At 59.8% G+C, this 10146-nt stretch carries 15 protein-coding genes; 8 read left to right on the top strand and 7 right to left on the bottom strand.

All coding sequences use genetic code 11. The features are described from left to right. Positions 1 to 11: 11 nt before the first annotated feature. The gene (locus IEX41_RS20350; RefSeq protein ID WP_008327368.1) at positions 12 to 380 is read right to left on the bottom strand and encodes a hypothetical protein; all 369 of its coding nucleotides are present in this window, start codon (positions 378 to 380) and stop codon (positions 12 to 14) included. Between the two features lie 210 nt (positions 381 to 590). On the opposite strand from IEX41_RS20350, the gene IEX41_RS20345 reads away from it, so the two are divergent. Together IEX41_RS20345 and IEX41_RS20340 are read left to right on the top strand one after the other, a co-directional pair. Beyond that, the gene (locus tag IEX41_RS20345; RefSeq protein ID WP_008327366.1) at positions 591 to 842 is read left to right on the top strand and encodes a hypothetical protein; all 252 of its coding nucleotides are present in this window, start codon (positions 591 to 593) and stop codon (positions 840 to 842) included. A gap of 124 nt (positions 843 to 966) precedes the next feature. Beyond that, positions 967 to 1224 carry a helix-turn-helix domain-containing protein gene (locus IEX41_RS20340; RefSeq protein ID WP_017470289.1) on the top strand — a complete coding sequence of 86 codons (258 nt, stop codon included), beginning with the start codon at positions 967 to 969 and terminating at the stop codon, positions 1222 to 1224. 517 nt (positions 1225 to 1741) lie between these two features. Here IEX41_RS20340 and IEX41_RS20335 read toward each other — a convergent pair. The 6 genes from IEX41_RS20335 to IEX41_RS20310 all read right to left on the bottom strand — a co-directional run bounded on the left by IEX41_RS20335 (position 1742) and on the right by IEX41_RS20310 (position 5793). Next, positions 1742 to 2437, bottom strand: a complete 696-nt coding sequence (locus IEX41_RS20335) for a hypothetical protein (protein WP_173674657.1) — start codon at positions 2435 to 2437, stop codon at positions 1742 to 1744. Between the two features lie 353 nt (positions 2438 to 2790). Beyond that, positions 2791 to 3102, bottom strand: a complete 312-nt coding sequence (locus IEX41_RS20330) for a SpoIIAA family protein (protein WP_007803481.1) — start codon at positions 3100 to 3102, stop codon at positions 2791 to 2793. After that, positions 3074 to 4039, bottom strand: a complete 966-nt coding sequence (locus IEX41_RS20325) for a cation diffusion facilitator family transporter (RefSeq protein WP_007803480.1) — start codon at positions 4037 to 4039, stop codon at positions 3074 to 3076. The genes IEX41_RS20330 and IEX41_RS20325 overlap by 29 nt, the downstream gene beginning before the upstream one ends. Then, complete coding sequence (locus tag IEX41_RS20320) at positions 4029 to 4592, bottom strand: transglutaminase-like domain-containing protein (protein WP_007803479.1); 564 nt, start codon at positions 4590 to 4592, stop codon at positions 4029 to 4031. Before IEX41_RS20320 ends, IEX41_RS20325 begins: the two co-directional genes overlap by 11 nt. Before the next feature lie 69 nt (positions 4593 to 4661). Next, positions 4662 to 5282 carry a cation efflux transmembrane domain-containing protein gene (locus tag IEX41_RS20315; RefSeq protein WP_008327361.1) on the bottom strand — a complete coding sequence of 207 codons (621 nt, stop codon included), beginning with the start codon at positions 5280 to 5282 and terminating at the stop codon, positions 4662 to 4664. 82 nt (positions 5283 to 5364) lie between these two features. Further along, entirely contained in the window at positions 5365 to 5793 is a 429-nt protein-coding gene (locus IEX41_RS20310) for a MerR family transcriptional regulator (protein WP_007803476.1), read from the bottom strand. 213 nt (positions 5794 to 6006) lie between these two features. On the opposite strand from IEX41_RS20310, the gene IEX41_RS20305 reads away from it, so the two are divergent. The 6 genes from IEX41_RS20305 to IEX41_RS20280 are packed head-to-tail and all read left to right on the top strand — an operon-like array spanning position 6007 to position 10146. Then, complete coding sequence (locus tag IEX41_RS20305) at positions 6007 to 6573, top strand: SCO family protein (protein WP_007803475.1); 567 nt, start codon at positions 6007 to 6009, stop codon at positions 6571 to 6573. A gap of 5 nt (positions 6574 to 6578) precedes the next feature. After that, a complete protein-coding gene (locus IEX41_RS20300) occupies positions 6579 to 7001 on the top strand; it encodes a disulfide bond formation protein B (protein WP_007803474.1) in 423 nt (140 codons plus the stop codon). Next, a complete protein-coding gene (locus tag IEX41_RS20295; RefSeq protein WP_007803472.1) occupies positions 6998 to 7657 on the top strand; it encodes a DsbA family protein in 660 nt (219 codons plus the stop codon). Before IEX41_RS20300 ends, IEX41_RS20295 begins: the two co-directional genes overlap by 4 nt. 22 nt (positions 7658 to 7679) lie before the next feature. Then, positions 7680 to 8150 (top strand): copper chaperone PCu(A)C, encoded by a 471-nt coding sequence (locus tag IEX41_RS20290; protein ID WP_008327335.1) that lies wholly within the window; start codon positions 7680 to 7682, stop codon positions 8148 to 8150. Further along, on the top strand, positions 8150 to 8776 hold the full coding sequence (locus IEX41_RS20285; RefSeq protein ID WP_007803468.1) for an SCO family protein: 627 nt from the start codon (positions 8150 to 8152) through the stop codon (positions 8774 to 8776). Before IEX41_RS20290 ends, IEX41_RS20285 begins: the two co-directional genes overlap by 1 nt. After that, positions 8773 to 10146 carry a M23 family metallopeptidase gene (locus IEX41_RS20280; RefSeq protein WP_007803467.1) on the top strand — a complete coding sequence of 458 codons (1374 nt, stop codon included), beginning with the start codon at positions 8773 to 8775 and terminating at the stop codon, positions 10144 to 10146. The genes IEX41_RS20285 and IEX41_RS20280 overlap by 4 nt, the downstream gene beginning before the upstream one ends.

The raw sequence follows: 10146 nt of genomic DNA, 5'->3' as shown, positions 1-10146 counted from the left end.
GACAGACGAGGTTAGCTGCCAGCGCCCTTGTCTGATGGGGCTTTGTCTGGCGGCGCAAATTTGTGCGTACGGCTTGTCCCCGCCTCAAGCGGCAGGTCGACATGCGCAAAACCAAGGCCAATGAAGAAAGACACCACGCCGGAGATCGTCTTGAACTCGCGGATCTTGATATCGTTGTAGGTCGTCCGCGTGCGGGCGGTGACGAGGAGCTTTTCCACCCCGTCATCAGAGACAACACGCATGATCCAGACCCCGTAATAGCTGGGGCCTTTCTTGTGTGCCGACTCTTGGCACAGGATTTCTGCGCTATAGCCGCTTTCCACGAGTTCGCGGAACCTGGCTTCCGTAACCACATTTGGTGCTTCGATGTCCCAGTTCATGGCCCGGCTCACGCTTTCTCCAATGGCGCGACCCCAGGCATTCCTACTTGAAGCCCAGAGTTACGATAGTATATTATCAACCGCAAGATGTAATATCGTGCTTTGGCTGTAGTTTGGTTACGCAAACACTAGTCACGGCCAGTGTCCGCGATCAAGGAGATAACAGGTTTGAGAAACCCAAGGTTGACATGCCTGCTCCCATTGCAAGCTATGGCCCTTCTGATCTGCGTTCCTGGGCCGGTTTTGGCGGAATCCTGCTTTGCGCCATCCCGTCCTTTCCTGCCAAGCGATTCGCAGGCCGCGCGGGACTATGCGGATATCATCCGCGGCGACTTCGAAGATTACATTCAGGATATCCAGAGCTACTTCCGTTGCCTCGACGGTGAACGGGCCCGCGCCTTCGAGGAAGCGCGCGAAGTCAGCGAGGAATATGGCCGGTTCCTGCAATTGGTAGGGGATTGATGGGCAACCTCGGGAGCATCAGACTTGCAGCCCATGGAAACCAGACGCCGATAACACCCTCATATATCTACTTTTTAGATAACAGATTTCATCCGCTAGCGACGTCACAAAAGGTATGTGACGCGTGGCAAAGACAATCAGAAGCAAGGGACAAGTGGCACTCTGTCAGGCGTTGGTCGACGCCCGTGTCAAAGCGGGCCTTGGTCAGAAAGACCTGGCAGACAGGCTCAGATGCCACCAGTCCCTTATTGCCCGCCTTGAGAGCGGCCAGCGCCGGGTCGACGTTGTCGAGCTGGTCGTCTTGGCGCGCGCCATCGGCTTTGACCCGTTCGAGGTTCTGGCGATCGTTGAAGCCGCCACGGAGCCCGACCACAGGATTTGAAGCCAATGAATTGTTGAGAACACGGGAACCCACTTTCCCGGTCTGATGATCATTTCCTCATCGAGGACCAGTTAGCCAACATCAAAGAAGCCCGGCGCGCGGTCGTAGTGAACGCTCTGCAACCCCACGCCGCAATTCGCAGCGCCGCAGTGCAGGAAGCCAGTAAACAGTGAACGAAGATAAGGGTGAGGGCGTCGCGATCGCCAATCTGATCGGGACCGATGGGTGCAGTGTTGTTGGTTGGGTTTATCGCTGGAGGACAGGCTCACATGCGGTGATGTGGGACGTCCAAGGGCCCCAGCCGGTATCGGAAACCCGGCCGGATATAAGTGACGAACAGAAGCAAGAAATCGACTTCGATGCGCTGACGAGGATCGGAAGAAGCGACGACGGGTGAACAGAGCGAACCCGCGGTGTTTGCCTAAACGCCAAACAGCATGTGGACCGCGAAGCGTATGCGGTGCGGTCGTGCAAGCCAAAGAAGCCGTCTTCCATGACAAATCTACGTAGCGGCAGGTCAGTAGTTCACCTGCTCGAACCCGTAGTTGCCGTCATAGTCACGCCAATCGACGAAGACGGATCGGTGATAAATGCCAGGGCAATGCTCGCCCCAACGTTCAAGTCCCACATGGGCCTCGGGCAGGGCAGTTATCGAAGATCGCTGCCATGAGAAATCGCCTTGGGTCCCGTAGGTGCCGAGGACCACGGTCGCGCTTCGGTTACAATCCCCATCGCGCCCGGACTCGTGCTGTCGTGCATACCGTACATCGAAGACGCGGATGGACCGCACGAAATTGAACTCTGGCCCGCTGATATCGATGTCCGCGCGGTCCTGAACGAGCCGCAGGGCGAGGTCGGTGGGAACGAGATTATCTACTGGCAAGGATTGAAGCGGTCGACGGCTGTCGGTTCGGTACAAGGCTTCAAAGATGCCGCCAGCGTTGTTTTGTAACCGATCGTTCTCGTAGGAGGCGCCCATGGGACAGCGCCAGATTTGCAGCGGTGGTTCGACCGGCCAAGGTGTAATCCGCCGGATAAATTCGGCGCGGGCTCGGGCGCAAGGGACGGAAGCAGGCCAGCCGCCAGACAGGCACAAGAGGATCGCGCAATCGATCGGGTATGTCTGCGCGCGGGCGGGTATTGGCAGCGAAGAACCTGTCACGGTCAAAGCGACTGCGACCGAGGGGAGGAGCTTCTTGAGTAAATGGCGCATGCTGTGGAGCCTCCGTGATAGGAGTTCAGCATACATACAATAATATACTATCGCAACGCTAAGTATAAAGTCGCATAATGAAGTTTATGTTAACCAACTGGCGCCCTGAGCCGCTAAAACATTACGATTTGATAATGCCCCGGCAAGGGCAGTGCCACCGTACCAAAGTTACTCCTTTGCGAAAGGAGCGACCATGTTCAGAACTTTCGGATTGCTCTTGGGTCTCGCAACTGCTGTAGTTCTTTTGTTTATGGTTTCGAACAGATGCTGTCTTCTGCGAAGGCATCTGATTGAAAGCTACTCTACCTTTCACTTGCCCAGGCGATTGCCGCCTTCATTTCCGCCGGGTCGAACTAACGGAGTTCTGCCGTGGTCAGCACGTCGGCGAACCTGGTTCCCCACTCCAACAAAGCCCCTTCGCCCACCACAGCGACGCGGCGGAAGTCATTCCTATGGGCTGTGTCGATTTTCAGATCTTCGAGCAGAGCGGACGGCCCATCGTAGCCTTCGAACCTCGTGAGATCGAGAACCAGGCCGGGCTTACTTGTCTCTTGCAGGCGCTCATGAAGCAGGGCGTGCATCCGTTTCAGGTCGCTTTCGCTGAGCTTGCCCTCGCAGGCGAGGCCAATCGTGTCGTCATGAGCTGTCAGTGTCTCGGTGAACATGGTTTTCCTCCTCTTTTTCCGGTTTGCCGTGACCGTAAAGGTCAGCGTTTTCGTGTGCGCGGTCTTCGTGCTCAAATTCCAGACTCGAATGACCGATGCTGAAATCGTCCTTCAGCCGGTCCTTGATCGCGGCCTTGATCTTTTCGATTTGACCCCAGCCGTCCGCTGTCAGCACGACGTGGCAGTCCAGAGCCGCCTCGTGCTCCTGCATCTGCCACAGATGCACGTGATGAACGTCCGCGACACCATCCACACCCCGCATCGCCTGAACGACGGTTTCATTATCGATGTCCGGTGGACTGCCGAGCATCAGCGTCCGAATCGGACCGCCGATCTCGGTAAATGCGAGGTAGAGGATGTAGAGAGCGATGCCGATGGTGATCGCCGGGTCGACCCACCGCATGTTGTAGAGGAGGATGAGCGAGCCGCCGATGATGACCGCCACGGAGGCCAAAGCGTCCGATAGGTTGTGCAGGAAGAGCGCACGGATGTTCACGCTGCCTTTCTGCATCGAATAGGTGAGCAGCGCCGTCAACGTGTCGACGACCAGTGCCACACCGCCCAGGATCACCACCGTCCAGCCCTGTACCTCTGGTGGGTCGATCATGCGCATGCCACCCTCGTAGATCAGGTAGAAGCCGATCAGGATAAGTGTCGTGTAGTTGATGAGCGCTGCGACGATTTCTACCCGCCCATAGCCGAAGGTCATGCGCTTGTCCGCCGGGCGGCGAGCGATCTTACGCGCGAAGAAGGCGATCACCAGCGACGCCATGTCCGAGAAATTGTGGAGGGCATCCGCGATCAGCGCGAGGCTGCCGGAAAGGATCCCGCCGACGATCTGCGCGACCGTCAGGAGGCCGTTGGCCCAGATGGCGATGGAGACGCGACGATCACCGGATTGAGGATCGATGTGGGCGTGGCCGTGATCATGCGGCACGGTTCGTCTCCTCATGGCGGTGGTTCGGCCGATCGAATCCGGGGACCGGCGGCAAGATTCCGCGGCGGATGCGGCGAACCCTGGCATTCATCCAGTGACGGATGACGTGGCGATAGAGCAAGTCGCGCACAAATCCGAAGTTCTGGCGGTGATTGACCCATCCGTCGCCCAAGTCCACCTCTACCCAGGAGTGGAGGATTTCGGACGGCGCGAGGGGATAGACGAGTTCCGGAACGACGCCTCTCTGAAGCGCCTTGTGGATTGTGAACCCGTGCAGTCGGCAGCGAACTCCCACGCCACGCAGCAGGGCCATGAGGAGCGTGCCCTTGGTGTTGCACTGCCCGTGGCCATCTGCGAGGACCTCGGACGCCGGAATGTCGTCGGCGCGGTTGTAGCCGAAGGTAATCTCGTTCCTGACGAAATCGTAGATGGCCCCAATTCGGTCGTCGCTGGGAAGGTCTGCCCAGCCGCGCTCCTCGATCAGTTTTGCAATTGAGGTCGCGTCAAAATCCAGCAGCCGGGTTTTGGCCAAATGAGGGTCGGCGGGGTTCACGGGATACCTCCTCGAATCGTTCACGAGAATATGTAGTTGCTACAGTCACTGTAGCTTCAAGCCCCGATTTCAGGCCGAGTCCTTGGTTACCTGATCGTCATTGTGCACCGCCTTGTGGTGTTCACCATGCGCGTCTCTCAGGATTCCGACGCCACCCCAGGCCGCGATGCCGGCGACAATCACGCCCACGACAAGGTCCGGCCAATTCGTTCCGAGCCAGGCTACGAGCCCGCCTGCGACGACGATTCCGAGATTGGCCGCGAAGTCGTTCCAGCTGAACGTATTCGCCGCTCGGATGTTTACGTCTGGATCGCGAAGCCGTGCCAGCAGCCAGACGCAAAGTGCGTTGATGGCCGCCGCTACCAGCGCCATGACAATCATGATCGTGCCAAGAGGATCCGATCCGCCGACGTAGCGGCGCCACGCGTCATACAGGATTCCAAGGGCGAAGAGGATCAGCAGGCCGCCCGAAACGTTCGCCGCTCCGCGCTTCCACTTGGCGGAGCGGGACAGCGCGAAGAGGCTGATCGCGTAGACGAAACTGTCCGACAGATTGTCGAGGCCATTGGCGATAAGCGCGCTTGACTCGCCGAATGCGCCCGAGGCGAAGAAAGCGACTGCCAGCCCGATGTTGAGACCCAGCACGATCCAGAGTGTGCGTCTTTCCGTTGCGTTTCTCTGCTCCGCCATGCCGGGTATCCAAATTAGTGAATTGCCAATGAGTAACTAACACCGGGCTTTTTGCGTTCCGATCAAAGGTCGTCGAAATTGCTCAGGCGCCGATCTCTTCATGGTCGGTCAGGCATTCGGAATGGTCGCGCAGTACCTCGAGCACACGGCAATCAGAAGTCTGTCCGCCGCTGCACTCATGCACCATCCGCTTCAATTCCGTCCGCAGCGCCTCGAGCCGCGCCAATCGTTGCTCGACCTGTTTGAGTTGCCGACGGGCTATTGCATCCGCCTCAGCGCAGGACTTTCCCGGATGATCGCTGAGATCGAGGAGCTCACGGATCGCGTCCAACGAGAACCCCAGTTGCCGTGCGTGCCGGACGAATGACAAGCGGTCGAGTTCGGCGTCGCCATAGCGTCGTTGGCCCCCCTCGGTCCTGCCGGGCTCAGGCATAAGTCCGATCTGCTCGTAATACCGGATGGTCTGCACCTTTGTTCCGGTCTTCTTCGCCAGCGTCCCAATCGTCAGCATTTCCGCTCCCCACATTACCTACAGTGGGTGTAGCTTTATGCGGTGCGCATCACAAGCTTCACCCGAGTTTCACAGATCGGTGATTGTTGGCCGATCGATGACAATCACGCTTGAACCTACAGTAGCTAGAGGATGTAAACGCACACAAAATATAGAATCAGGTTCGGGCGGAGCGGCGTGAGGCTTTCAGGTCTTCAGAAGGTATTGTGGGTGTTGGCGGGCGCGGCGGCGTTCGTTTTCATCTGGCTGTTGCTATGGTCCGACTACCGTGCCGATCTTGCCCGCACCGAGAGTGAACCACCGTTTCTTGCTGATTTCGAACTGACCGATCATCGCGGCATGGTCCAAACGGACGAAGATTTCGCAGGGCGCTGGATGCTGGTCTTCTTTGGCTTCACCAATTGCCCCGACGTCTGTCCGACAACACTGTCCGAAGTCGCGGCCGTGATGGAGGGCCTGGGCGATGAGGCAGCAATGGTTCAGCCGATTTTCATAACGATTGATCCGGAGCGGGATACGCCGACTGCACTTGCCGAGTATGTGCCCCTGTTCGACGCAGGGATCATCGGGCTGACCGGTACACCGGAGCAGATCGCCGCGACATCCGAAACCTTTCCGATATTCTTTGAGCGGATCGAGCAGGCGACTGCGCCGGGCGGATACACGATGGGTCACACGTCGCATCTTTTCCTTTTCGACACGCAAGCAGGCTTCGCGGACTCCTGGCCCTACGGCACGCCCGCCGAAGAGATCCTCGCCGATCTGAGACAGAGGATCTGATCGTCATGACCCGACTTTCCGGAGAGACGGCCCTTGGCCTGGCCTGGATCATCGCGCTCACCGCGTCGCTTGCCGTGCTCTTCATCGGCGAGGTTCTGGGGCAGACACCTTGCGTGCTCTGCTGGTTCCAGCGTGCCTTCATGTTCCCCTTGGCCATCATCCTCGGGCTTGGGCTGTGGTGGCAGGATCGGCGCGTGGGTCGCTACGGGATCGCGCTGGCTTTGGGCGGTGCCGCCGTCGCGCTTTGGCACTTGGGCCTCTATGTCGGCGTTATCCCCGAGCGTATCCAGCCCTGCACGGCGACCGGCCCATCCTGTACCGACGACAATCAACTGGTCTTCGGCATTCCGATTCCTTTGATGGCGCTCGTCGCCTTCGCGATGATCGGTCTGCTGTCGGCTCTCTCACTGAAGGAAACACAAAAATGAAACGACGCGGCCTCATCCTGTCCGTTCTCGCGCTCGGGGTCGCCGGTTTCGGCGGTGCCGCCTGGTATGCCACCCGCCCCGACCCGATTGCCGCGTCCGATCCCATCGACCCTGAAATGGCCGACGCGCTGATCCGACCCTATTCCCCGATCCTCGGGCCCGAGGATGCGCCCGTAACCATCGTTGAATTCTTCGACCCGGCCTGCGAGGCATGCCGCGCTTTCTATCCGGTCGTCGAGGATATCATGGCGGAGCACGGAGACGCGGTGCGCGTTGTAATCCGCTATACGCCTTTTCACGGCGAGGCGTCGGTAGAAGCGATCCGTGTGCTCGAGGCGGCGCGCATGCAGGACGTGTTTGAACCTGTGCTCGAGGCAGTCTTGCGAGAGCAGCCCAGATGGGCGTCTCACGGGACCCCGGCACCCGGATTGATCCTTGAGATTGCAGCAAGCGGAGGTCTGGATGTCGAAGCTGCCCGGACACAGATGCTGGCCCCCGGTGTTGTGGCGGTGCTCAACCAGGACCGCGCCGATGTCGAGACAGTCGGGGTCCGCCAAACGCCCACGTTCTTCGTGAACGGCAAGCCTCTCGATCCGTTCGGTGAGGCCGAATTGCAGAGGCTGGTGGCAGTGGAAGTTGCGGCAAGCCAAAGCTGATTTGCGGAGGCAGGAGAAACGAGTGGTGAAGAAGTTGAGATATACCAATGCATTGGCCGTGCTTTTGACGGTTGCAGGGCTGTCGGCCCCCGCACTGGCCGGTTCGGAGGATGTCGTGGTCGAGAATGCGTGGTCCCGCGCCTCGATCGGCGTCAACAGGCCAGGTGCCGCCTATATGACCGTGCGCAACACGGGTGAAGACGCCGTTACGCTGACCGGACTTGCGACACCGCTGGCAATGATGCCCGAGATCCATGAGTCGAAAACCAACTCCGATGGCGTCAGTTCCATGGCGCCTGCAGGCGAGATCACGATTGAGCCCGGCCAAAGCGTGGCATTGGAGCCGGGCGGGTTGCACGCCATGCTCATGAAGCTGCAAGAGCCGATGACCGAAGGCGAGAATTTCCCGCTGACACTGACCTTCTCGGATGGCGGCAAGGTGACGGTCGAGGTCCCAATCCTCGGAATCGCCGCGCGTGGACCGGAGGGCTGATGCAACGTCGGCAGCTCCTTCTATACGGCGCAGCCGGTGCCGGCGTTCTTGGCCTGACGCTCTTCGTGGGCTGGTGGCGGGTGGACGGGCCCGGTGCGCCTGAACCAAAAGGGCAGCGGCCCCTGCCCCTATCGGCGATGGAGTTCCGGCTGACCGACCACGAGGAAAATGAGGTAGGGCCTGGCAACCTGATCGGTCGTCCCACAATGGTGTTTTTCGGGTTCACCTACTGCCCGGACGTCTGCCCGACGACCCTATCGGATATTTCCGGCTGGCTTGAGGAACTGGGCGACGAAGCATCAGAGATGAACGTGGTCTTCATCACGGTCGACCCGGAGCGGGACACGGTCGAGGCCATGGCCGAATATGTCGGCTATTTTCATCCGGTCATTCGTGGCTGGACGGGGCCGGAAGACCAAATTGCCCGCGCTGCAGAAGGGTTTCGTGCCTCATTTGAGCGCGTCCCGACTGAGGGCGGCGGCTATACGATGAACCATACGGCAAGCGTATTCCTGTTCGATGCCGAGGGTGAGCTCGTCACCATGATCGACTATCACGAGCAAAGAGAATTCGCGGTGCCGAAGATCCAGCGCGCACTGACAGAAGACGTAGAGGGGGCAACATGAAGATAAGAACTGTCTTGGCGGCCGTTGCGGTCGCAGGCGCATTTTCGGTGACCGCCATCGCCATCTCTGGCGTTCTGTCCAAAGAACCGGTGCCCCCTGCGATTGCTGAAGCGACCCTCTGGACTCCCAATCCGCTTGCGCCGCCTCGGATTACCGAAACCAATTCGGTCCGCCCTACACTCGCCCAGGCGGATATCGCATTCGAGTTCAGACCCCGGCCGCTCCTGACCGTTTCCCCCGCTGATACCTCCTTGCCATCTATCGAGCCCCCGCTGGTCACCTGGTCGCGGGAGATTGCGTCCGGCGAGACGCTTGATGCGGTCCTTTCCGATGCGGGGCTGGATGCTTCGGATCGCGCCGAAATCGCCTTGGCGATTGGCACGGAATACGATCTGCGCCGTCTGCGTCCGGGTCACATCATTACGGTGGTTTCCACAACGGACGACAACCCGCGTCGTGTAGAGCTCGCCGTCGAAGACGGTGTCCGGATAGAGGCGGTCTTCGGCGAACAGCTTGCCGCCCGCGTGTTGGACCCGGATCCCGAATTGGTGACTTTCGCCGGCGAGGCGGTGATCGAGAGCTCGATTTTCGCCGCCCTGAACACGGCAGACATCCCCGCCCGTTTTGCGGTGGACCTGGCGCAGATGCTGGGCGGCACCGTGGATTTCCGTCGTGATCTTGCGGGTGGCGAGACGATGCGCCTCCTTTGGCGCGAGGCCCGAGACGGGAACAAGAGGATTGGTCAGCCCGAGCTTGCCTTTGCCGCACTGGATATCGATGGCTCGGTCTATGAAATCGTCTGGCCGAACGACGGCAGCGGCCAAGCGACGATCTATGTCGACGGAGAAGTCCTGCGCGTGTTTGCGCAACCGGTCGAAGGTGCACGGCTGAGTTCTGTGTTCGGGCGCCGCACCCATCCGGTCTACGGCAATGTACGGATGCACACAGGAGTCGACTTCGCGGCGGCGCGCGGCACGCCGGTACAGGCGACGGCGCCGGGCCGCGTTAGCTTCATCGGCCGACGCGGTGGGTATGGCCGGGTCGTCGAGATCGCTCATGGCTCCGACACCCTGACGCGCTATGCGCATCTGAGCGCCGTACCGGACGGGCTCACACAAGGGCAACGCGTGATGGCCGGAGATATGATCGGGCGGGTCGGTGCGACGGGTACCGCGACAGGCCCCAACCTACATTACGAAGTGCTGGTGGACGGTCGCCCAACCGACCCTCTCTCTGACGACCGATTGGCAGAGGCGGCCGAGCGTGAAGCGGACGACACGGCCGCGCTTGAGCGACTGCGTGAGGCGCGTTCACTTCTTGCTGAGAGGCTCGCCAGCGAATTTGCACAGACGACAACCGAAAGGCTTTGA

It is taken from the genome of Salipiger pallidus (genome assembly GCF_014643635.1).
Classification (GTDB): Bacteria; Pseudomonadota; Alphaproteobacteria; order Rhodobacterales; family Rhodobacteraceae; genus Salipiger; species Salipiger pallidus.
This window is presented reverse-complemented; position numbering and strand designations above follow the sequence as displayed.

What these genes read in the sequence shown, in the direction of transcription:
- IEX41_RS20315 (WP_008327361.1), bottom strand. Translation starts at nt 5,282, where the DNA reads ATGGCGGAGCAGAGAAACGCAACGGAAAGACGCACACTCTGGATCGTG.
- IEX41_RS20285 (WP_007803468.1), top strand. Translation starts at nt 8,150, where the DNA reads ATGCAACGTCGGCAGCTCCTTCTATACGGCGCAGCCGGTGCCGGCGTT.
- IEX41_RS20295 (WP_007803472.1), top strand. Translation starts at nt 6,998, where the DNA reads ATGAAACGACGCGGCCTCATCCTGTCCGTTCTCGCGCTCGGGGTCGCC.
- IEX41_RS20330 (WP_007803481.1), bottom strand. Translation starts at nt 3,102, where the DNA reads ATGTTCACCGAGACACTGACAGCTCATGACGACACGATTGGCCTCGCC.
- IEX41_RS20300 (WP_007803474.1), top strand. Translation starts at nt 6,579, where the DNA reads ATGACCCGACTTTCCGGAGAGACGGCCCTTGGCCTGGCCTGGATCATC.
- IEX41_RS20335 (WP_173674657.1), bottom strand. Translation starts at nt 2,437, where the DNA reads ATGCGCCATTTACTCAAGAAGCTCCTCCCCTCGGTCGCAGTCGCTTTG.
- IEX41_RS20350 (WP_008327368.1), bottom strand. Translation starts at nt 380, where the DNA reads ATGAACTGGGACATCGAAGCACCAAATGTGGTTACGGAAGCCAGGTTC.
- IEX41_RS20345 (WP_008327366.1), top strand. Translation starts at nt 591, where the DNA reads ATGGCCCTTCTGATCTGCGTTCCTGGGCCGGTTTTGGCGGAATCCTGC.
- IEX41_RS20310 (WP_007803476.1), bottom strand. Translation starts at nt 5,793, where the DNA reads ATGCTGACGATTGGGACGCTGGCGAAGAAGACCGGAACAAAGGTGCAG.
- IEX41_RS20280 (WP_007803467.1), top strand. Translation starts at nt 8,773, where the DNA reads ATGAAGATAAGAACTGTCTTGGCGGCCGTTGCGGTCGCAGGCGCATTT.